Origin of the sequence: Sporosarcina aquimarina (genome assembly GCF_033253705.1) — a bacterium.
Taxonomy (GTDB): Bacteria; Bacillota; Bacilli; order Bacillales_A; family Planococcaceae; genus Sporosarcina; species Sporosarcina aquimarina.
Genome location: NZ_JAUBDH010000006.1, coordinates 68,517 through 91,743, shown reverse-complemented (window position 1 = coordinate 91,743; position 23,227 = coordinate 68,517). Strand labels below are relative to the sequence as shown.

The 23,227-nt window shown below is 42.3% G+C and carries 20 protein-coding genes; 7 read left to right on the top strand and 13 right to left on the bottom strand.

Going from position 1 to position 23,227, the window contains the following annotated elements; genetic code table 11:
- Window positions 1-28 precede the first annotated feature (28 nt).
- Window positions 29-574, bottom strand: coding sequence for a DUF4358 domain-containing protein (locus QT716_RS11095; RefSeq protein WP_317936122.1), 546 nt, complete (start codon window positions 572-574; stop codon window positions 29-31).
- A 185-nt stretch (window positions 575-759) separates the two neighbouring features.
- Here QT716_RS11095 and QT716_RS11090 point away from each other — a divergent pair, with 185 nt between their 5' ends.
- Window positions 760-1,281 (top strand): cupin domain-containing protein, encoded by a 522-nt coding sequence (locus QT716_RS11090; RefSeq protein ID WP_317936121.1) that lies wholly within the window; start codon window positions 760-762, stop codon window positions 1,279-1,281.
- 148 nt (window positions 1,282-1,429) lie between these two features.
- Window positions 1,430-2,425, top strand: a complete 996-nt coding sequence (locus QT716_RS11085) for a Gfo/Idh/MocA family protein (protein WP_317936120.1) — start codon at window positions 1,430-1,432, stop codon at window positions 2,423-2,425.
- A 55-nt stretch (window positions 2,426-2,480) separates the two neighbouring features.
- Here QT716_RS11085 and QT716_RS11080 read toward each other — a convergent pair whose 3' ends face one another.
- Window positions 2,481-3,107 (bottom strand): cyclase family protein, encoded by a 627-nt coding sequence (locus QT716_RS11080; RefSeq protein ID WP_317936119.1) that lies wholly within the window; start codon window positions 3,105-3,107, stop codon window positions 2,481-2,483.
- 255 nt (window positions 3,108-3,362) lie between these two features.
- On the opposite strand from QT716_RS11080, the gene zwf reads away from it, so the two are divergent.
- The 3 genes from zwf to gndA are packed head-to-tail and all read left to right on the top strand — an operon-like array spanning window position 3,363 to window position 7,687.
- A complete protein-coding gene (zwf, locus tag QT716_RS11075) occupies window positions 3,363-4,865 on the top strand; it encodes a glucose-6-phosphate dehydrogenase (protein ID WP_317936118.1) in 1,503 nt (500 codons plus the stop codon).
- Window positions 4,866-4,901: 36 nt separating this feature from the next.
- A complete protein-coding gene (locus QT716_RS11070) occupies window positions 4,902-6,251 on the top strand; it encodes a glucose-6-phosphate isomerase (RefSeq protein WP_317936117.1) in 1,350 nt (449 codons plus the stop codon).
- A gap of 20 nt (window positions 6,252-6,271) precedes the next feature.
- Window positions 6,272-7,687 carry an NADP-dependent phosphogluconate dehydrogenase gene (gene gndA / locus QT716_RS11065; protein ID WP_317936116.1) on the top strand — a complete coding sequence of 472 codons (1,416 nt, stop codon included), beginning with the start codon at window positions 6,272-6,274 and terminating at the stop codon, window positions 7,685-7,687.
- A 264-nt stretch (window positions 7,688-7,951) separates the two neighbouring features.
- Here gndA and QT716_RS11060 read toward each other — a convergent pair whose 3' ends face one another.
- The 8 genes from QT716_RS11060 to QT716_RS11025 all read right to left on the bottom strand — a co-directional run bounded on the left by QT716_RS11060 (window position 7,952) and on the right by QT716_RS11025 (window position 16,367).
- Entirely contained in the window at window positions 7,952-8,734 is a 783-nt protein-coding gene (locus QT716_RS11060; RefSeq protein ID WP_317936114.1) for an ABC transporter ATP-binding protein, read from the bottom strand.
- Window positions 8,735-8,754: 20 nt separating this feature from the next.
- Window positions 8,755-9,597, bottom strand: a complete 843-nt coding sequence (locus QT716_RS11055) for an alpha/beta hydrolase (RefSeq protein ID WP_317936113.1) — start codon at window positions 9,595-9,597, stop codon at window positions 8,755-8,757.
- A 32-nt stretch (window positions 9,598-9,629) separates the two neighbouring features.
- Window positions 9,630-10,661 (bottom strand): FecCD family ABC transporter permease, encoded by a 1,032-nt coding sequence (locus QT716_RS11050; protein WP_398293230.1) that lies wholly within the window; start codon window positions 10,659-10,661, stop codon window positions 9,630-9,632.
- Window positions 10,654-11,661 carry a FecCD family ABC transporter permease gene (locus QT716_RS11045; RefSeq protein ID WP_317936112.1) on the bottom strand — a complete coding sequence of 336 codons (1,008 nt, stop codon included), beginning with the start codon at window positions 11,659-11,661 and terminating at the stop codon, window positions 10,654-10,656. The genes QT716_RS11050 and QT716_RS11045 overlap by 8 nt, the downstream gene beginning before the upstream one ends.
- A 16-nt stretch (window positions 11,662-11,677) precedes the next feature.
- Entirely contained in the window at window positions 11,678-12,694 is a 1,017-nt protein-coding gene (locus QT716_RS11040) for an ABC transporter substrate-binding protein (protein WP_317936222.1), read from the bottom strand.
- Window positions 12,695-13,076: 382 nt separating this feature from the next.
- Window positions 13,077-14,438, bottom strand: a complete 1,362-nt coding sequence (locus QT716_RS11035; protein ID WP_317936111.1) for a dihydrolipoyl dehydrogenase family protein — start codon at window positions 14,436-14,438, stop codon at window positions 13,077-13,079.
- A gap of 439 nt (window positions 14,439-14,877) precedes the next feature.
- The gene (locus QT716_RS11030; protein WP_317936109.1) at window positions 14,878-15,471 is read right to left on the bottom strand and encodes an NADPH-dependent FMN reductase; all 594 of its coding nucleotides are present in this window, start codon (window positions 15,469-15,471) and stop codon (window positions 14,878-14,880) included.
- A gap of 44 nt (window positions 15,472-15,515) precedes the next feature.
- Window positions 15,516-16,367, bottom strand: a complete 852-nt coding sequence (locus QT716_RS11025; protein WP_317936108.1) for a VOC family protein — start codon at window positions 16,365-16,367, stop codon at window positions 15,516-15,518.
- A 195-nt stretch (window positions 16,368-16,562) separates the two neighbouring features.
- Between QT716_RS11025 and QT716_RS11020 the strand changes: the two genes are divergently transcribed.
- Complete coding sequence (locus tag QT716_RS11020; protein WP_317936107.1) at window positions 16,563-16,901, top strand: winged helix-turn-helix transcriptional regulator; 339 nt, start codon at window positions 16,563-16,565, stop codon at window positions 16,899-16,901.
- 358 nt (window positions 16,902-17,259) lie between these two features.
- On the opposite strand, the gene QT716_RS11015 is transcribed toward QT716_RS11020, so the two are convergent.
- The 3 genes from QT716_RS11015 to QT716_RS11005 form a co-directional block, all read right to left on the bottom strand.
- The gene (locus tag QT716_RS11015; protein WP_317936106.1) at window positions 17,260-18,054 is read right to left on the bottom strand and encodes a YqhG family protein; all 795 of its coding nucleotides are present in this window, start codon (window positions 18,052-18,054) and stop codon (window positions 17,260-17,262) included.
- A 25-nt stretch (window positions 18,055-18,079) separates the two neighbouring features.
- Window positions 18,080-19,600: a DEAD/DEAH box helicase gene (locus tag QT716_RS11010; RefSeq protein WP_317936105.1), complete on the bottom strand. Its 1,521-nt coding sequence runs from the start codon at window positions 19,598-19,600 to the stop codon at window positions 18,080-18,082.
- A 148-nt stretch (window positions 19,601-19,748) separates the two neighbouring features.
- Window positions 19,749-21,416 carry a ribonuclease J gene (locus QT716_RS11005; protein ID WP_317936104.1) on the bottom strand — a complete coding sequence of 556 codons (1,668 nt, stop codon included), beginning with the start codon at window positions 21,414-21,416 and terminating at the stop codon, window positions 19,749-19,751.
- A gap of 210 nt (window positions 21,417-21,626) precedes the next feature.
- Here QT716_RS11005 and QT716_RS11000 point away from each other — a divergent pair, with 210 nt between their 5' ends.
- Window positions 21,627-23,141 carry an MDR family MFS transporter gene (locus tag QT716_RS11000; RefSeq protein ID WP_317936103.1) on the top strand — a complete coding sequence of 505 codons (1,515 nt, stop codon included), beginning with the start codon at window positions 21,627-21,629 and terminating at the stop codon, window positions 23,139-23,141.
- The last annotated feature ends 86 nt before the right edge of the window (window positions 23,142-23,227 follow it).

Here is a 23,227-nt window from a genome sequence, read left to right as displayed (position 1 = left end):
AAGGCACACAATGTGCCTTTTTCGTTTGTCAGAAACTCTCGTTGAATGTTTTTTCGATTTCTTCTGGATTTGTATACGTCACATACAATAGGAATTTCCCTTTTGTGACGATTTTATTGTTCTTCACTTTTTCATATTGCTCAGGTAAGTATTGTTTCCACGTTTGGTCTTGTGCAGCCAGTTCGTTTTCAAGTGATGACTTCAATTCGTCCACCTGATCTTCATCTTTCGCTTCTAGCACGATGATTTCATCTGCATTGACGTTCATGAGAGCAGCCAGTACAGTTCCATTTGCCAGCAACTCAGGATTCACTTTCATCTTTTCAACCCAAATATCTGAGGCTGAATCTCCATCTTCACGTTCGGTCAGATTGACTTCTTGGTAATATTGGTTTAAATCGTTTACATTTTCGACTTCCATATCCTTTGCAACCTGTTCTTTAATGTTAGTGATTATGTCTGCGAATTCAGGTTCTGCGTTTTGTTCTTTTCCTGTATTGTCTTTATCCTGATTTCCACAAGCCGCCATCAAGACTGCCATGAACACTACCGCAATTGCTGCTAATTTTTTCATAGAATCCTCCTTAATACGTTACCTATTTGGTTCTATCCTAAGTAGTCGGTTCACATGCCGTAAAGTTACATCGTTATCGCGAAAATTTTTCGTTAGATTTTATCTGACTGAAAATCACTCTTATCTACCAGGGCGCATACTCTGTAACGATTGCTAGCAGTATTTAGATAGAGGAGATGAAATGAATGGTTTTAGAAGACCGGGCAGCACCTCAGTATGCTGCGGATGTCAATGACCACAAATTTTTCGTAAAAGACAGCAAGAATTACATTAATATCGTAAGCCATGATCAATTGAATTCCTTGCACGGTGTGTCGATGTTAGATATCTTTCTAAGCGAAAATAGCATCATAGAACCGCATTATCACCCGAACGGTTCCGAGCTCACCTATTGTGTATCCGGATCAGCTACGATTTCCATGATGAATATCGGAACGAAGGAGTTCCAACATTACCGCATCACTCCTGGTCAAGTAGTCAACATCCCGCAAGGCTGGTGGCACTATCAGCTGGCTCATACAGATGACACCCATCTGCAAGGGATTTTCAACGTTGGCGTGCCAGAAGCCGTTTTCGGTTCCGATTTGTTAGCACTGACGCCTCCTGACGTTGCACCTTACACATATGGAATCGACAAAAGTCAGTGGGAGAGTGTGATTTCACAGGTGAAGCCACACACTGTGATTGGTCCATCTTCGATGAAATAAGTCGGGCACCTCTATACAAACTTCTAATGATGACCCAACCATTTAAATCTGCGCATCGGACCCGCGAATTCAATGGGTCCTTTTCTTTTTGGAGTTACGTTAAAAAAGTGGTAGGCTTAAGTCTATTAAGTATAGTAGAGGTGACACAATGATCAGATTCGGTATTATCGGTACAAATTGGATTACAGAACGATTCTTAGATGCAGCAACTCACATTGAAGAGTTTAATCTGGCAGCTGTCTACTCCAGAACAAATGAACGGGCAGCAGAATTTGCAGCCCAATACAGCATTCCTCATTCGTTTACAGATTTAGAAGAAATGGCATCCAGCGACGTGATCGATGCAGTATACATCGCATCCCCCAATTCACTTCATGCTGCACAAGCCATTTTGTTTTTACAGCATGGAAAACATGTGTTATGCGAAAAGCCGCTGGCTGCGAATGCACAGGAAGTCCAGCAGATGTTTGACACTGCAAAAAAAAATAATGTGTTGGTGATGGAAGCTATGAAATCTACATTCCTTCCTAATTTCACAGTTATTCAAGAGAACTTGCATAAAATCGGACCGATTCGAAAATACTTTGCAGGCTTCTCCCAATATTCCTCTAGATATGACCAATATAAAGCAGGGACGGTCTTAAACGCGTTTAAACCTGAGTTTGCCAATGGCGCGCTAATGGATCTTGGTGTCTACTGTCTTTACCCATTGATCACTTTGTTAGGCGCGCCACTGGAAGTAAAAGCAACTGGTTCGCTGCTTGAGTCCGGCGTCGACAGTCACGGGAGTGCTGTGCTCACTTACGAAGGAATAGATGCGGTTGTCTCCTTCTCCAAAGTGTCCCAGTCTTCGATTCCTTGGGAGATCCAAGGGGAGAACGGGACAATGCTGATTTCGAAAACCTCGTCTCCTGAACACGTAGAGATCCAGTACAATGACGGAACGATGGAGAACTTAACAGTCGAGATGCCTTACCCTTCCATGTATTATGAAGCGAAAGAGTTTGTAGACTTAGTTCAGCGGGGTCAGCTCGAGTCAAATGTGAACTCCTATTACAATTCAATATCGACCATGAAAGTGGCGGATGAAATCCGAAAACAGATCGGATTAGTTTTTCCAAATGATCTGTCACTTGAAAACTAAGTACATCCAAATAAAAAAGACAACCGAAGTTTACTGCTTCGTTTGTCTTTTTTAATTAGAAAGTAATATTCATGTCTTCGAACAACAACACCCTCGCTGGAGATGCGTCTGTTCCAACGAGTTTAATGGGTGCTGCGACCATGAAATATGATTTCGGTTCCACGTCTTTTAAGCGCAATCCTTCGATAATAATGATGTCATGCGCAAATAATGTTTTGTGCGTAGGATGCCCCTCTTGGCTGCGTTCGACTCCTAGGGCATCAATGCCAATTCCGCGCACCCCAATTTCCGCTAAATATTCAGCGCCATCCGCAGCTAAATATACAAAATCGAAATCAAACGACTCTTCAAAAGAATTCTTTGTTTTAAGCAATACGAAATCATCTTTTTGAATATCGAATCCTTCTAAATCCGCCTTCGTGACGCCATCCTTGACCTGAGTAAGGTCAAACACCTTACAATCACCCACTAAAGAATCTAATGAGATGGATTCGAATGTTTCGCCATCGACTTTCATGTGCAGCGGTGCATCAATATGCGTTCCTGTGTGGACATCAAGTTCAAGTCTCGTTTCCGTTACATAGCCATTGGTCACCCGATTCACTTTAGGCTGTTTTTCGGGCTTATTCTTATACACTGTCATTCCTTTGTAAATTGAACTTGTTACATCATACATTTTCATTACGAACAACCACCTATTCTAAATTATTTTGCGTTATTCTCTAGTGTAATCCTTGCACATCGGTCTGCCCTTGTCTACATTTCGATTCGATATCCGGCAGGAATTTACATAAAAGTAACTAAACATGTTAATAATGATTCTTGAAAGTTCTGTTTACTATTTATGCACTTACATTTCTCGACCATAAAACTTATACTAGGAACTGATGCAATTTTATTGTACCCACAACTATCTCACTTTATGGAGGAAAACTAAATGCTTTCCAACGATCCCTCTTCAAAAAAAGAAGAGAACAACGAACAAAACGTCACTGGCATGACGATTGTCTTATTTGGCGCTACAGGTGACCTAGCTAAACGAAAGTTATACCCCGCTTTATATAATTTGTATATTGAAAACAAAATGCCCGAAACTTTTTCTGTTATCGGATTAGGCCGCACCCCTTACACAGACGATGTGTTTCAAACAAAGGTGGAACAATCGCTTCGCAATTACTCCAGAGGCCCTGTTCATGACAAAGGACTCCAACAGTTCTTAACCTCTTTTCGCTACTGTACGTTTGACGCAACTGAAACTGACTCGTACAAAAAGCTAAACGGCCTTATCGAACAACGGGAAAACGAGTTAAGCCTTCCTCAAAACCGGCTATTCTACTTGTCCGTTGCACCCAGCTTGATAGATGTGATTACATCGAATCTCACAACAAGCGGCGTCAGCCAAACGACTGGCTGGAAGCGCCTCATCGTCGAAAAGCCTTTTGGCAGTGATTTAGCATCTGCACGAGAGTTAAACGAAAAGCTGCGAACCGCATTCCATGAGGATGAAATCTATAGAATCGACCATTACCTCGGCAAACCAATGGTGCAAAATTTGGAAACGCTGATTCTCGTGAATCCTGTACTGGATTCACTATTCAACCATCAACTCATTGCAAATGTACAAATTACAGCAAGTGAAACTGTGGGCGTGGAGTCACGAGCTCCTTATTACGACAAAGCCGGTGCAATTCGCGACATGGTTCAAAACCATATGCTGCAGCTAGTGATGATGACAGCACTTCATCTGCCGCGAAAAGCACAACCCGAAGAAATCCGGACTAAAAAAGTGGAAATCATGAAGGCGTTACGCCCAATTCAAGGTGAAACCTTGCAAGATAACTTAATACGCGCTCAATACGTTGAAGGGGATGTATTCGGCATTGATGTGCCCGCATATCGAGAAGAGCCCGGCGTCCCTCAGTCATCTATGAACGATACGTATATCGCAGCACGATTGTTTATCGACAATGAATTCTGGAATGGCATTCCCTTCTATCTTCGGACAGGCAAACGGTTAGATAAAAAATCAACCCGTATCGTTTTTGAATTTAAAGAACGTCCGGCGGAGATAGACGATTACACACCTGAAGGACTTGCACCGAATCTGTTAATTCTTGAAATTAGTCCAAATGAGAGTATCTCACTGCAGGTGAATATGAAGAATCCTTCTACAGATCGGTTTGAACCTTCTACGATCACATTCACTTCAAATTCGAATAACCAGCCGGAAGCATACGAGGTACTTTTGCATGATGCTATGCTTGGCAACGCTACATTCTTTGCCAATTGGAAAGAAGTTGAATTGTCTTGGCAATGGATACAGCCCCTCCTCGAAGCATTCAAGGAAAACGAATTGCCTTTAGTCACCTACTCTGCGGGCTCAACTGGACCAAGAGAAGCAAGACAGCTCCTAGCAGCTGATCATTTTAAGTGGTGGTAATCAGACTACCTTTCAACCTAAAAGGAGATACAATACATGTCAGTTACATTTGATTATAAAAACGCAATGTCCTTCATGAAGAAAACCGAAATGGAGAACCTCAGTCAATTCGTCAAGCAAGCCCATCACCAAATCCACACTCATCAAGGACCCGGATCTGATTATCTTGGATGGGTGGAATGGCCAATCCAGTACGACAAAGATGAGTTCGAACGCTTGAAATCAGCTGCAAAAAAGATTCAAGAACAATCAGATGCCTTGATAGTCATTGGAATCGGCGGATCGTATTTAGGGGCAAAAGCGGCAATTGAAGCACTTTCCCATACATTTCATAACCAAATGGAAGGCACTACGGAAGTGTACTTTGCAGGACAAAATATTAGTTCCACTTATATTGAACACCTGCTTCAGGTCTTAGAAGGTAAGGATATTTCAATTAACGTGATTTCCAAGTCCGGTACCACGACTGAACCTGCATTGGCTTTCCGCATTTTCCGTGAGTTCATGGAGAAGAAATACGGAGTTGAGGAAACACGGAATCGAATTTACGTCACAACGGACAAAACAGAAGGAGCACTTCGGAATTTAGCGACAGAAGAAGGTTTTGAAACGTTCGTTATTCCTGAAAACATCGGTGGACGGTATTCTGTTCTGACTCCAGTAGGACTCCTACCTATCGCTGTTGCTGGATTGGATATTGACGCTATGATGGCAGGCGCAGCATCTGCGTATCATCAGTACAATAATCCTGACATGACAACAAACGGATGCTATCAGTATGCGGCGGTACGCAATATATTTAACAACAAAGGGAAATCCATAGAATTACTCGTAGCGTATGAACCCAGTTTAAGGTATGTCGCAGAATGGTGGAAACAACTTTTCGGAGAAAGTGAAGGGAAAGACTCCAAAGGGCTTTTCCCTGCTTCTGTTAACTTCACTACAGATTTGCATTCGATTGGCCAATACGTCCAAGAAGGTCGCCGTCTATTCATCGAAACAGCCATACAAATTAAAAAGTCGTCCGTTGAGCGGACAATACAGGCTGATGAAAACAACATGGACGGATTGAATTTTCTTTCTGGAAAAACAATGGACGAAGTGAACAAGAAGGCAGCACTAGGCACAACTCTTGCGCACATTGACGGCGGCGTTCCAAACTTACTTATTGAGTTGGACGAGTTGAATGAATATACGTTTGGCGAACTTGTCTATTTCTTTGAAAAGGCATGTGCAATCAGTGCAACACTGCTCGGCGTGAATCCATTTGACCAGCCTGGTGTAGAAGCATACAAAATCAACATGTTTGCATTACTTGGAAAAGAAGGATTTGAAGAAGAGCGAAATCAGCTGGAAGATCGCTTAGAAAAGATTTCTGGCGAGTGAAACTAGAACGGAGGACGAGTATGGGTACACAGCAAATCGGTGTAATTGGTCTAGGTGTCATGGGCTTAAACTTAGCTTTGAATATGGAAAGCAAAGGATTCCCAGTCGCGGTCTATGACTATTGGACAGATCGAACAGAAAAATTCATCTCAAACGAAGCTGAAGGCAAAAAGATTATGGGTGCTTCGACTTTAGAAGCGTTTGTTGCGTCCATTGCAACGCCTCGTAAAATCTTGATGATGGTGAAAGCTGGAGAAACGACGGATTCTGTTATACAGTCACTTCTTCCCCACCTCGCATCGGGCGATATTTTGATAGATGGCGGGAACACCTTCTTTGAAGATACAAACCGCAGAACAGCAGAGTTACAAGCTTCTGGCATCCATTTCATCGGAACAGGTGTATCCGGCGGTGAAGAAGGAGCTCGATTTGGTCCTTCTCTTATGCCAGGCGGTCCGAAAGAAGCCTATGATCAAGTAAAACCAATCTTTGATGCAATTTCTGCCCAAGTGGATGGGACTCCTTGCAGTGCCCACATGGGTCCTGAAGGTGCTGGCCATTATGTAAAAATGGTCCATAACGGGATTGAATACGGGGATATGCAGCTGATTTCTGAAGCATACTTCCTCATGAAACATGCTCTTGGAATGACGTCTGCAGAGTTACATGACACATTTGCTGAGTGGAACGCTGGTGAACTGAATAGCTACCTGATTGAAATCACTTCTGAAATTTTTGCGAAGATGGATGAAGAGACAGGTAATCCGCTACTCTATCAGATTTTAGATAAGGCCGGACAAAAAGGGACAGGTAAGTGGACAAGTCAAAATGCATTGGACTTAGGGATTTCACTTCCGATTGTAACCGAGTCCGTTTTTGCACGGTTCATCTCTTCCATTAAGGATGAGCGTGTCGCTGCAAGTCAATTATTGACAGGACCTGAAGCCGCGCCATTTTCAGGTGATCGAAAAGCGATGATTGAAGCGATTCGAAAAGCATTGTATATGAGCAAAATTTGTTCGTATGCACAAGGCTTCGCTCAAATGCGTGCTGCGTCTAAAGAGTATGACTGGGACATTCCTTATGGCGAAGTTGCGATGATTTTCCGCGGAGGATGCATCATCCGTGCACAATTCCTGCAAAATATCAAAGATGCATTCGATCAGAACCCAGAGCTGCCGAACTTGTTAGTCGATCCGTATTTCACGAAAATTGTCGGTGACTATCAGTCAGCACTTCGTGAAGTATTGGGACTGGCGATTACGCAAGGCGTTCCAACTCCGGCATTCTCTAGTGCGCTCGCTTATTACGATAGTTACCGTACAGCGACATTGCCGGCGAACCTGATCCAAGCACAGCGTGATTATTTTGGTGCCCATACGTATGAGCGTGTGGACCAAGAAGGTACGTTCCATACAGATTGGTCGAAGAACTAATCCTCATCCCAATCAGTTGATAAATTTTTTCTGCGTTACTATGTTCATCTAATTTAACAATCATAGGAAATAGCTAAACACCAGCATCCGAAATGGGATTGCTGGTGTTTTTGATAGCCATCACATGTAAAAGGTCAGCTCTTCACAGTATATAAATGTTTAACCTTCTCCCGGTTTCTTTCTTTAAAAATATCGTGATGAGAGGACACCATTCCATCACCATGTGCGTCCGGTGTAATAGATTGTTCCGCTTTGTTCACTGCCTCAACAAAGCTGATACGACAAACAGATTGGATTCTCACTGAAAGGGCATTTCACAATACTTGCATCAATATTGAATACTTGTTGTAAATTCAAGCACGTCATCACTTCAGCAGGTGGACCTTCTGTTATTAGCTCTCCGCCTTTCATAGCAATCATGTAATCAGAAAACCTAGATGCGTGATTAAGGTCATGAAGAACCATGATAATTGTTCGGCCTTCTTCCTCATTGAGGCGTTTTAACAGAAGCAATATATCCAGTTGGTGTGCCATATCCAAATAAGTCGTCGGTTCATCTAACACTAAAATTTCGGTTTCTTGAGCAAGCGCCATGGCAATCCACACTCTTTGTCGCTGTCCGCCAGATAACGCTTCAATCGGACGATCTTTAAACTCATTTAATCCTGTTACTTCTATAGCACGATCGATTGCGGCGTAATCTTCTTTTTTGAGTGATCCTAATCTCTTTTGATGCGGAAAGCGGCCATATGAAACCAGCTCATAGACTTTTAATCCCCCTGGAGCATTTGCAGTTTGTGGAAGAATCGCCATCTTCTTAGCAACTTCTTTTGTGTCCAGCCGGTGAATCGCATTTCCATCTAGATACACCGCACCACTCTTCATTTTTAGTATTCTAGCGACAGCTTTAAGTAACGTTGATTTCCCACAGCCATTCGGACCTATTATCGTTGTAATTTTGTTTTTAGGAATGGACAGGCTTAACTCCTCAATAATAAGTGCATTGGAATAGCCAATAGCTGCACGTTCCACGATTAATTCTTCCATCCTTCATCGTCCTTTCATCTTTATCTCTGCGTCTGTCTTGTTCGGACTTCTGAGTTAGGGAAAATGCCATTACTGAAACGAATTGCTCTGCTCATAATTGTTGGCACTACTGAACCATGATTTTCCTCTGGTGCAATATAAAACGCGATTTGGAGTTCATCTGACTTTTTTGACTCCATGTTGGAAACTAAATCTTTTGCATCGTTTACCATGAAGCCTTCCTCTTCCCCCACTGCAATGAAGAGATTTTTTGGTGTGTCCATATCCGTGTTTTCACGGAAGTTCTTTTCATACTCAAGAATTTCGTGATCATTCCACCAGATCGAAGGACTGCATGCTAAATAATTCGTAAACAAATGTGAGCGTGTCAATAAAGTATAGAGAACAAATAGACCGCCAAGTGAGTGTCCAAATAGAGTGCGGGAATCAGGATCCACTACATATCTGCGTGCTATTTCCGGCATCAGTTCCTGTTCCATAAAGTCCAGAAGCTTATCCGCTCCGCCATGTGGCCCTAACTCGCCACCAACCGCTTTAAGCCGATCCGGATAACTATACTGTTCTGCAAAGGGTGTGAAATCATGAAATCTCTGTTTGGAAACTTCTTTCTCAGTTCCATGATGTCCAATTCCCACGACAATCGCAGGTGCAACAAATGTCTTCGGTGCATTTCTGGACTGCAATCGTACAACGTCCCGTCCGTATTGGAAATGTGAATTTCCATCGAGCATATAAATTGTCGGGAACCCTTCTTCTGGAGGTTCTGTATTTGGAAACGACACTTTAATATCAAATACATACTCCATACATTTCGAATCCAGTTTCCAATAATCCGTTTGGTCTAATGTCACTTTTTCAGTCATCTGTAAGCCCTCTTTTCTTTGTAGTAACACCTTTATACTTTCAGTTTCACAAGCAAATATAAAAAGTAAGGAATTCCGATAATGGAGACAACAATTCCAACAGATAATTCAGATGGAGCAAATACTGTTTTCGCAATGTAATCTGAAAGGATAAGTAAGAACATTCCAATGACTGCACTCATCGGCATGACATATTTGTGCTGTAACCCTACAAGCTGTTTTGCAATATGAGGAGCCATTAATCCAATGAACCCGATACCGCCTGAAACGGAGACACAAGCGCTGACTAGACCGATGCTGCTTACCAATAAAATGGACTTTTCTTTTTCCACTTTGATTCCCAAACTTTTTGCGCTTGACTCCTCCAATTGGAAGTAATCCAATAATGGGCTTTTTCTATAAATGATCGTCCCTAAAATGAGAATCCATGGCAACATCGAAGCAACAAAAGTCCAATTGGCATTGTATATGCTTCCTGCAATCCAAACAGCTGCCATTTCATAGTCTTGTGCATTCATCTTAAGTGAAATATAGAGTGACAGCGCACCAAATCCGCTGCTAATAGCAATTCCGGATAGAATCAGCCGCTGCATATCCAGCACACCGTTGCGCCACGAGAACAAATAGATTAGCGCTGCAGCAAGAGCACCTCCAACAAAGCCAAAAATCGGCATCATCAGGATGGAAGAAAAACTAGATTGTGTAGAAGTAATGGATGACATCTGGAAAAAGTACATAAAGATCACGATAGAAGCACCCGCACCGGAATTGATACCTAATATTCCGGGGTCTGCAAGCCCGTTTTTGGTAACCCCTTGAATCACTGTTCCTGCGATACCGAGACCAATTCCCACCAATGCGGCGATGATAATCCGCGGCAAGCGAAATTGAAAAATAACTAAGTCAAACTTCTCGTTAGGATTTATGCGTAAAATTGTCTTACAAACATCCCAGACTGACATGTCAAAAATACCGTTTGTCACATGGAGATAGAATGCCCCGAAAGTAAGCAAGGTAAAGATCGACATCATGAGAGTAAAACGGGAGAAAGCCTTTCTATTCACGCTGTTCCCCTCCTCTCGTACGAATTAAGTACAGGAAGACCGGCACGCCAATAATTGCGGTAATGACACCGACAGGCGTTTCAAAAGGAAAATTGATATACCGGCTCATCACGTCACACAACGCTAAAAAAACAGCCCCGATAACGGCCGCACAGGGTATGACGTATCGATAATCCACACCCACAATAAATCTTGTCACATGGGGGATAATCAAGCCGATAAATCCAATTTTCCCAACCAATGCAACAGCTGTACCGGTTACTATCACAACAGAGAACATGCTGATCAATTTCACCCATTTTGTCCGCTGTCCTAGATTGATCGCAATTTCTTCACCAAGTGAGGCGATTGTTATCGATTTAGCTACACTGATTGCCAATAGTAAGCCTAATATGCCAAAAGGAATGGCCATCAGAAGCATATCCGGATCCACTTTATGTATTTTGGAGTTGTACCAGAAACTAATACTCTGAGACACTTGAAAGCGCATAGCAATCGCAGCGGCTACACTGCTTAAAAAAGAGCCGATGACTGTACCGATAATCGCCAATCGAACTGGCGACAAGCCATCTCGTATCAGCATTCCAAAACCAAATACAATACCAGCTCCCATTGCAGAACCCAGCATGGATAAAAGAATCATTTGGTAGTTTGATAATCCGGGGAAAAATACGATTGCGATAGTTATAGCAAATGTCGATCCGTCATTTACACCCATGATGGATGGAGAAGCGAGGTAGTTCCGTGTGATACCCTGCATTATTGCACCCGAAACCGCTAAAAATGCCCCTACAAATAAAGCAGCGATTACGCGTGGTAAACGCGATGTCATGATAATGTTATGGTCTACATTATCTGCATCAAAGTGCGTAATCGCTTGCCATATCGTAAGTGCAGTTATATCTTTTACGCCATATAAAACGGATAAGACAATGGCTAGTACTATGAATAGTGGGGACACACTTAATATACTAATCGCTATCCAATTTGTCTTTTTCATTTTACGTGATCACACCTTACTCACTTACTAGATTTTCAATAGCAGCATCTAAGAATCGAACTTTAGACCATGCTGTTCCGCCTTGTGCAAGTGGAGCAATTGTGTTCACGAATACGTGATCCTCTTTCGCAGCGGTAATGCTCTTAAAGATAGGATTTGTTAGCAAATCATCCTTTGCAGTTAAGTTATCTGCGTTCTCACTCTCATCAAACTGTAAGAAGATGTAGTCCGGATTGATGTCTGCCAATGCTTCCAATGATAGTTCCCCTTGGCCTTTTGTGTTCGATACAACTTCCGGTACTGGCAACCCTAAGTCTGAGTAGAGTACAGCATTTAAATAGACATCATCCGAATACACCGCAATACTTCCTTGACGAATACGCAATACTAAAGCTGTTTTATCGTTAAATGAATCTCCAATCTTTTCTTTAGCTTCTGCAGCTTTAGCATTATAATCTTTGATGATTTCATCTGCTTCGGACTCCTTACCTGTAAGTTTTCCTAACAGTTGTAAGTTCTCCTCCCAGTTCGCAGACAAGTGAGAGTACGGAATCATCGTTTGAATTTTATTCATAGCCGCAACTACGTCTTCACCGTGTTTTGATGACCCCAGAATAACATCGGGATCAAGAGCTAAGATGGCTTCGTTGTTTGGTGCGAATTTGTCACCTACTAGTGAAGCCCCTTCAAGATCACTTGCTAAGTATTCAGGAATTGCATCACCTACCGCAAGTACACCAACCGGTTTCACTCCTAGGATTGCTGCATCTTCCATTGACTCCAAGCTTGCTGCAACAATACTATCCACTTTGGCAGGCAGTACATAGTCTTCACCTAAATAGGTTATCGTTTGTTCCGTTGCATTCTCATCTGCTGCATCCTTTTTTTCAGTACCCTTTACTTTCGTTGTCACTTCAGCAGCATTTGCTTTTTCTGTATCTCCTGAAGATGCAGTATCCTCATTCTCTGAGCATGCACTTAAACTCAGTGCTAATAGCGCACTTACCGCCATTAACCAATACTTTTTGTTCATCAAATTATTCTCTCCCTATGTATGTATTCAACTGAACACAATTTGTTGATAACGATTCTCATTATCATTTACAATATAGCAGAGGTTGTTTTCAGTTACAAGGCCGACTTTCAAATAGTATTCAGTATGGCCATTGCAGTAGCTCTAAAAGTGAAAAACCTTCAGCTTGAGGACTAGACCTCAACTAAAGGTTTTCTGAATTTAATTTCTTAGTTTTCTTTATTTTTCTTCAATAGCCCTACCTCATTGTTTGCTGCTGCTTTTACTCGTATCATCCAGCAAGACTGGAAAGATTTCTATTATTGTATAATGCGATGAATGCAAAAAAGCACTGCTAAGCAGCAATGCTCTTCTGTACAAAAGTTTAATGATAAGGGGTGCTTTAATTAACTTCATTCAACATGGAACCAATATCGGATGCTCCTGTAGGGTAAGCAAAAATCGTTTTCTTCATTTCTTCAAAAGTTAACTCTAGACGAATGGCTGTGGAAAAATGGTTGATGAGATCATCTGCATTGTCGCTTAAAATATGCGCACCCAGGACAGTTCCTCTCTCAGTATCCGTAATGAGTTTGAATGCAGCGGCTTGTTCGTTTGTCCGTTTAAACGTAAACCAATCCGTTATTTCCCGGTACGTCACTTTGGTTTTGAGGTTGGATTTTTTAGCTTCTTCTTCTGTCATACCGACGGAACCGATTTTGGGGACAGTGAACGCAACTGACGGCACAACTGGATAGACAATTGGCGTGTGGTTGCCATGAAGTAAGTTTTGGATAACTGCAGCTGAATCCCTTGAAGAAATTGGAGTAAGCGGCGGTGCTGAGGTCTCGGCTGAGTCCCCTGCTGCGTACACATTAGGGTTGCTAACACTTTGCAGGTATTCATTGACCTGAACGCCACCCTTATCACCAAGATGAACATGTCCTTTTTCAGGATCAATATCGAGTGCAGGTGCGCGACCCAATCCATGGACAACTAAATCGCCTGTAAAGGTTTGCTTTGCACCGTCTTTTTCTCCTAGTACCGTAAACGTTTTTCCGTTCTTTTCTACAGACTTAACACGCGTATTTAAGTGAATTTTAATGCCGACCTGTTCAGAACGTTTTACAAGAAGATCGACTAAATCTGGATCGAATTGTTCAAGAGGTCGTTCTCCACCATGGATGACTTCAACTTCCGAACCGACCCGTGCAGCGAGATGCGCAAATTCCATTGAAATGTAGCCTCCACCTGCAAAGATAATCTTCTTCGGCAATTCTTCAAGGTCGAGGAAGTCATCGCTGTGAATCATCAAGTCCTCACCATCTAGTCCTAATTTGACTGGCTCTGCGCCTGTTGCAATGACGATTTTCTTCCCAGTAATCACATCATCGCCTACTCGGATTTGCGTATCAGATTCGAACTTTGCCTTTCCATGATAACCATCAATCCCGAGCTCCTTAAATTTCTTTTCGGTGTTGTCAGGAATCGGCTCCGTGAACGTTTTCTTAAACGCCATCAAGTCTTTCCAATCAATTCGTGAATCTCCTGAAAGTCCTTTTCCTGCCATTCTCTCCTTCCAATCAATCCATTCGGCTGCTCCTACCAACACTTTTTTGGGGTCACATCCACGTTGAGGACATGTACCACCATATGTACGTCTATCAATAATGGCCACAGTCCAACCCGCTTTTTTACAAGCTTGAGCAGTACTAGAACCTGCTGTCCCTGTACCGATTACAATCAAATCATAGTTTTTCTTCAAACTGGGCTCCTCCTTTTCCTTGCATTCCTAACCAATGGCTGTTCAGGCTACTAAGCCCTCATAAATTGAGGACAGGCATCCGCTTTCACCCAAAAAGGTAACGTTACACAAGTCATTGATATTACTTAATTTACCCAGGTTTAAGTGTTCTAATCTTATTTGATGATGAGTCTATGAAAGATGATTGACGCAAAAAAGCTGATTCCGCCTAATTAGCAGAACCAGCTTTTATAAACCATTCAATTCGATGACTGTGAACGTCTTATTGTGTTTTCTTCAAGAAGAATGACAGTACAACATTCTTTCGGCATACCAACCAGTCTGTTTTACTAGAGAAGAACTTTCACGAATGATGTAAGTGTTTTTCAAAGATGAATACAAAAAAGCTCTAAGCAAAATGCTCAGAGCTTTACTAAACCTTTTTTCAGATCTAACGCTGTTATCTAAGTGTTTTTAACGCACCGCTCCAAGCAATGACTTGATCGAGCATCAAATTCACATTATCCAAATGTAATTCTTGTGGCTTCAATACCGATCCGTTTTCAAAATCAGTAAAGAGCGAGAGCGTAGGATGGGTACGCACATCTGCAATCATTAGTTCCCCCATAATACCTCTTAAATGTTCTGCTGCCCGAGCCCCGCCTGTTGAACCATAACTCACAATCCCAGCTGCTTTGTTATTCCATGCTTCGCGCGCAAGATCCAATGCATTTTTCAGCGCTCCTGAAATACTATGATTGTATTCTGCGACAACAAATACAAAACCATCCAAGCTAGCAAGTTTGTCATTCCAAGCCGTAATTCCCGGCTCAGTTCCATCCGTCGTTCCCATGAACGGCAACTGGAATTCTGCAATATCAATAATTTCATAATTGGCATCCCCACGTTTGTCTGCAATTCCTTTCACCCATTCTCCTACTTGTGGGCTAACCCGACCTTGACGTGTACTCCCTAAAATAATTCCGATATTCATTGTATTCATTTTAACTTCCTCCTTGGATTGTTTAGTAAATATTTTTGAGAAAAAACTCATTTAATTGACACCAACCTATTCTTTCTTTTTGTGAGACAACCTACTTATATGTCTAAAAGGATTCGATTTCCTGAAGGATCGGATGTGATAGAGTGATGGCCATCTTCTATAACACTTCCCCCAATCCGTTTGATATTCTCGATGACTTCCAAACGGGTATCTCCATCAGGTAACACGAGTGTAAAGGATTGAAGACCTACACTATTTTGGGACGGTTGTGGCGCTCCCTCCCCATTCCATATGTTGACTCCTATGTGATGGTGGTATTTCCCAGAAGAAAGGAACAATGTCTGCCTGCCAAAACGGTTGACGACATCGAGTCCTAACCCTTTTACATAGAACTCTTCAGTTTTCACCAATTCAGAAACATGTAAATGGATATGCCCCATCACTGTTCCTACCGGCATTCCTTGCCATGTCGACTCGGGACTAGAAACAGCCAACAGTTTATCAAAATCAAGAGGATCTACTGTCATCGTTACTTCTTCCTCTTGCCAAACCCATTCAGAAGGAGAACGGTCAATATAGACTTCAATCCCGTTTCCATCTAGGTCATTAAGGTACAGCGCTTCACTGACAAGGTGATCGGAAGATGCTACTGGAATACCTTGTTTGGATAAATGGCTCACGAGATTCGCCAAATCCGCTCTCTTTGGCAATAGAATTGCAAAATGATACAACCCGGTAGTTCTGCCCTGCTTCGGAGCAACATTGTCCGGTTGCTCCAACGACAAAATGCTAGTCTTCCCGTCTGTTGTAAGCTTCACGGACGAAGTAGTTTGCTCTAGGATATTGAAACCAAGAATGTCTTGGTAGAAGGATACCGACCGCTTCAGGTTTTCCACTTTAATTTGGACATGACCAACAAATGTCGTAGGTTTCGTATGAAAATTCATGACAATCCTTCTCTCCTTCTTGTTTTAGAACCATTCGAATATTATCGCAAGCAATGTTTCATTTTTCGTTTCATAAGTTGATTACCTTATGTAACTAACTATACATAAGGTAATAAGTATCGTCAAGTACTTTCATTTCACTTTGTAATTCCGATGTTTTCTATGGTATACTGTACGGAAAGAGGTGTATATCCCATGAAACAATCAACGATTTGTCCAAAATTCGAAAAAGCCATCTCACTCCTTAGTCAAAGATGGACGGGTTTGGTAATTTACCAACTACTAACAGGAACTCAAAGGTTTAGTGAAATTCAGTCTGCAGTTGGAATTAGCGGCAAAGTCTTGTCCGATCGTTTGAAGGATCTCGAAAGCCAAGGTGTTGTTAAACGGGAAGTATTCCCTGAAACTCCAGTGATCATTGAATACTCCTTAACCGAAAAAGGTCACTCCTTGGAACCTGTGCTAAAAGAAATCGAAAACTGGTCGCACATCTGGGTATCATCAGAAGATGACGGGTCTTGCGATCTTGACTAAAATTGACAAAGAGAGCTTGCATATGGCAAGCTCTCTGTTTTTTATGAAAAGATCATTCTTTATATTGAGTCAACAAACTCTAATTCATAGCCGCGGCAAGACAATTAGTTGTTAAAAAACTCATTAAATGGCTCTGGATTCAAGTTATCTAATTCCAATTCCTAATCCATCCACTCAAATTGCTTCCGATAAAAGGGTTCAACCCATGATTGTGTCATTTAGATTCCTCCTGTATTTTTTCGTTTACAGAGAAGAATTCAAATACAATAATGTCATGGTCACCCCTCCTTTTACTAGTTAAGGATGACTATACAGTATTTTCTGATTAGATTCTATATTGTTTTGATATCCATAGAAATCATACTAACGACGTGTTCAAATAAAACAATCCACCATTAATGATTTCAATCCTGATTGTCGTTTCATACTGTTCCTCAATGGATTTTTTCTCCATCTCATAACTTTCAGGCACATCCTCCACTCCCGTGTAAAAGTAATCCAATACTCGTAAGTCCCTCACTTGGCGTTGCTTTGCTTCCTCCACCCACGTGTGATCATCCTGATTCACAACGTTTTCCATCACATCTTCAAGTCGGTTTAAGGCGCGCATTGGAGGTATATTATAAGGCAGGTAGTAAGTATTCGCAGATACCGATGGTGCTAAATCTAGTTTTCGGACAGACTCTTGAAACCCATCAATGACTGCACCATTCATTAAATTCATCCCTAACGAATACAGCATTTCTTTTGTCCGATCACTGGAATACGTTATTTTATAATTTACTCCGAGCCATGGCGTTAACGTGACTTGGGTCACCTGATTTTGACCAGGTTTCTCATACAATTGAACAAAGGCTCCTTGTTCTTTCGTCACTTGAAACAGCTGATGAAGTCTTGGTGAACCGAAATGGATTCGCTCTCCTGCTAACGAGGCTGAGAACTGACTCGGATTTGTGAGCAATGTAAGCTTAGCCGGATTCGGTTCTACACCTCCACTTTCAACATAACTCCAGTAATATGGACGATTCATAATGCGTTTATCCATGTCGATTGTTAATTGAACCGTCATATGATCATAGCTTTCGTCAAGTACCCTACATTGGTTTTCATGGAAAAACCGCTGGATGTACTGATGAATTTCTTGCTGGCGCATAGATAGCCTCCATTCACAAAACTACTCAAGAGATAGACCTCTTGCCATCTGTTAAGATATGATCTAATTCCCCGACCACTTTTTCAAACACACCAATCTTCCGTTCCAGTAATTCCACCATTTTGTCTTCAACTGTGTCTTGAACTGCCAAATTATATATATGCACATCTTGTGTCTGTCCTAGTCTATGAACGCGTCCAATTCGCTGCTCGAGTTTCATGGGATTCCACGGTAAGTCGTAATTGATGACATGATGGCAAAACTGCAGGTTAATCCCTTCACTTCCCGACTCGGTTGCGATCAGCACTTGTGCATCACCTTGGAATAACTGCTTCATCCACTCGCGCTTGTTTTTGCTGAATTTTCCATTGAACAATAGACTTGTGATGCCTTTGCCATGCAGGACCGCTTGCAAATAGGCTTGTGTCGCACGATATTCAGTGAATATGATTACTTTGTCATTCGCTTGTTGAATGAGTTCCACAGCTTTTTTTGCCTTTGAATGGACCCCTAGTTCCGTCAGCTTCAACAAAATCTCCTCTATCTGGATTCGAACTTCTGGTTGAGTCGCAGCTTGATGTAATTTCTCTAACGTCAGCACCGTGGCCAGCTGACTGCTGCACATTTCACGCTGAAGTGTGAGCAACGTAAACGAATCCGATACAGGAATCTTAGAAATCATCGAGTAGACAGCTCGTTCTTGCTCAGTAAACTCGAGCGGCATAATTTCTACAAGGCGATTCGTCCATTCAATTCCTGTCTCGTGTCTGATGTTCCGTACCATCACTTGCTGGATGAGTTCCTTCAAGAACTCATCTTCTTCGACATGATGCTTACTTGCAGAAAACACACTTTGAAAGGTTTCAAGGTTCCCTAAATGCCCAGGCTTAAGCAAAGAAATCAAGTTAAACAGTTCAAACACATCATTCTGAATTGGGGTTGCCGTTAACAATAAGCAAAACTTTTTCTTCAATTGCTGGACAAATTCATAGTTTTTCGTTTTAGGGTTCTTCAGTTTATGGGCTTCATCGATAATGACCAAATCAAATTCTTGCTGGCAGATCATTTCTTTATGCGGACTTCGCTTCGCCATGTCAATACTCGTCACAACAATCGGGCAGTGGTCCAAGTTGTATTTTTTGTTGTAGGCAATTGCTGGAATGTGGAACTTTTGGTTCAGCTCTTCAATCCATTGATTCGTTAAAGAAGCCGGAGCTAAAATGAGTGCTTTTTTTACAAGTCCTCTGATGAGATATTCTTTTAAGACAAGCCCTGCTTCAATCGTTTTTCCGAGTCCTACTTCATCTGCTAAAATAGCTTTTCCATTCATCCGTTCAATCACTGTCTGTGCTGCTTCAAGCTGATGATCATATGGTGTAAGATTCGGTAAATGCTTAGGCGATTGAAGTCCATGAAATTCTGGAATCAATTTTGCCCGCTCCATGTCATAACACATCTGATAGAGCGTCCAATTATCCCACTCTTTGCGATTCTCGAGACGTTCTAATAACCCTTCTTTCCACTCTGTTGACCGCTCAACTCGCATATCTATCCCCTCATTCAACAATGTCTTTTAAATTAGCATGCCCCAAAAATAGGATTTATATGTATTTGGTTTATAGAGTACTCTATTTAAAAAAGAGCCGACGATTCATCCGGCTCTTCTGCGTTCCTGCTTATTATTTTTTCGTCATCTATATTTCAATAATGAACACCAAAATCATCGGCCTACGTTTCGTGCGTTCGAACAAAAGCGTTTCTACCGACTTCTTAATTTCCTGTCTCATGACCGTACCATCGCTGCCTATGTTGCCTTTGAACTTGTCGACAGACATGTGGACCGTTTCGTTCACCTCTTCGATCAGTTCTTTTGCATCCGGTTTATACACAAAACCTCGTGAAATCGTGTCAGGTTCGGACAATAGCTGCCCCGTCTCTTTACTAACCGTAACTAGAATGACAAGCATGCCTTCTTCAGAAAGCAGTCTTCGATCGCGAAGCACCATATTTCCTACATCCCCTACACCTAAGCCATCGACAAAAACCCGGCCTGCTTTCACTTTACGCGTCTGTCGGGCAGATACACCATCGAAATCTACTACATCCCCATTTTTAACGATGAAGATGTTGTCATGCTCCACCCCGACGGATTCGGCCAATTGCCTATGCTTATAAAGCATTCGATATTCACCATGGATTGGAATGAAATATTTCGGTTTCATAAGCGTCAGCATAAGCTTCAGTTCTTCCTGACGAGCATGTCCAGATACATGCATTCCCTCTTCTGAGCCATAGATTACATTCGCTTTCAGCATAAATAGCTGATCAATAATGCGGGAAACATTCGTTTCGTTTCCTGGAATCGGCGACGAGGCTAAAATGACCGTATCGCCAGGATGGACTTCTGCGTGCCTCGAGTTTGAGCTGGCAAGTCGGGATAACGCAGCAAGAGGTTCTCCTTGGCTCCCTGTGCAAAGAATGGCAACCGCACGCGGATCCATTTTCTTCATTTGATAAGGCTCGATGATCATGCCCTCCGGAATGACCAAATGTCCAAGTTCCGAGGCCACCTTAACAACGTTCAACATGCTTCTGCCAAGCAGCACTAACTTCCGTCCTGTTTTTTCCGCTGCATTGACCACTTGCTGAACACGGTGTACGTTCGATGCAAATGTGGAGACGAAGACCTTCTGCTGCGCATTTCGAAACGCTTCATCAATATGGCTGCCGACCGCCATTTCAGAAGGATTAAAACCAGGACGCTCAGCGTTCGTGCTCTCTGATAGCAACACGAGTACACCTTCGTCACCGATTTTTGCCATCTTATGAATGTCGGGCGGATCGTTGTTGACCGGCGTCAAATCGAATTTGAAATCACCTGTATGAACAACCACCCCGACCGGTGTATGGAATACAATTCCAACACAATCGGGAATACTGTGATTCGTCCTGAAAAAGGTGATGTTCACAATACCAAAGGAAAGATTGGATTTATCGTCAATCAAGTGCAGTTCAGTCGCTCTTAGCAATCCATGTTCTTTCAATTTGATTTCAATTAGTCCAAGCGTCAGGTCGGTGGCATACACGGGCAGATTCAACTGTTTCAAAAAGTATGGAATGCCCCCGATATGATCCTCATGCCCATGGGTGATAATTAAAGCTTTGACGTGTTCTTTGTTTTCCTGCAAGTACGAAATGTCTTGGATGATCAAATCGATACCAAGCAAGCTTTCATCCGGAAACTTGGCCCCGCAATCGACCACAAAAATATCTTCTTCCACTTGCACAACATACATGTTCTTTCCAATCTCATTCAGGCCGCCCAAGGCGAAAATGGACAGGCCTTGTTCTATCGCAGTCATTTTCCATCCGCTCCTTATATCAGTTAAGTATCGATAGTATGCGCTTTGGTTACTGTAATTATGAATCGTAAATAGAGACCCTGTTAAAGTTCAGGAACTGCATCTGACGCTTGTAAATTTCTATAGTGTCAGGAATCTGAAATAGTGCTATTATAGGAAAGTTCATAAGCAAAACTGCTTGCGGGTACATGAAATATAGGAGGAATTAGAATGGAAGAACAACGTACATTAAGACTTGTACTCGCTGGAATCCTTCTGGGCATTTTGATGTCGGCGATGGATAATACAATTGTCGCAACTGCATTAGGTTCAATTTTAGGAGATTTAGGCGGCGTCGACAGTTATGTATGGATCACTTCTGCGTATGCAGTCGCGGTTCTGGCGGGGATGCCGATTTTCGGTAAGCTTTCCGACATGTTTGGACGCAAACGCTTTTTCATATTTGGTATTATTGTATTCATGATTGGATCGGCCCTTTGCGGCGTGGCACAATCCGTTCCACAATTAGCTGTCTTCCGTGCCATTCAAGGGATTGGCGGCGGTGCACTGCTGCCTATAGCCTTTACCATCGTCTTTGACGTCTTCCCCCCTGAAAAGCGCGGGAAAATGACTGGCCTCTTAGGTGCTGTTTTCGGGGCATCCAGTGTCATCGGACCTCTGCTCGGTGCTTGGATTACGGAAACATTCAGCTGGCATTGGGTTTTTTACGTCAATATCCCTATCGGTTTGGTATCATTATTATTGATCCTGCGGTTTTATAAAGAAGCAACAAAACCTATCAAACAGACAATTGACTGGTTAGGCGCAATTTCCCTCGTCACGGCTGTGGTTAGTCTCATGTTTGGTCTTGAATTTGGTGGAAAACAATTTGCTTGGTCTTCTTGGCAAAGTATTTCTTTGTTCAGCATTTTTGTATTATTTTTCGCAGTCTTCATTTGGGCGGAAACACGAGCTAAAGAGCCAATTATTTCGTTTTGGATGTTCAAAAACCGTCTCTTTGCTTCTTCCCAAGTACTTGCTTTTCTTTACGGGGCAACGTTCATTTGTCTGACAATCTTTATTCCTATTTTTGTACAAGCTGTATACGGCGGGTCTGCAACGAATGCGGGCATCGTGTTAATGCCAATGCTGATCGGTACGGTTGTGGGGAGTGCGCTTGGGGGGATTCTTCAAACGAAAACGTCCTATCGCCGAATCATGGTTCTATCCGTTATTGCCTATTCAATCGGCATGATTCTGATGAGCACAATCACGCCTGATACAGCACGTACACTGCTTTCCATTTACATGGTATTTGTCGGATTCGGTGTTGGGTTTTCATTCTCATTATTGCCGGCGTCTTCTGTTCACAAAATGGATTTCCGACATCGCGGTTCGGCCAACTCAACGAACTCCTTTTTCCGTTCGTTCGGTCTAGCTCTTGGAATCACGATTTTCGGTGCGATTCAAACAAAGCTGTTAGCAAGCGGACTTACTTCTGGTTTTGCAAAAATGCCTGGTGATGGTGCCGGCGGGGTTGAATCGATTGGAAATATCCAAAATGTTTTCTTGCCTGAAACACGTAAATCGATTCCATCTGACATTTTGGAAATCTTCACGAATGCAATGTCCACGTCAATCTCCACGACATTTTTATGGGCGCTCATTCCCGTAGCCATTTCAATCATTGCTGTGTTCTTCATGGGACCAGAGCGTTTGATACCTAAAAAGGAAGCAAATAAATAACGAAAAAAGACATCGACAGGATTCACGTCGATGTCTTTTTTTAAGGGTTTACTTCAATCTAGAAACAGGAAGTTTTCGCTTTATTT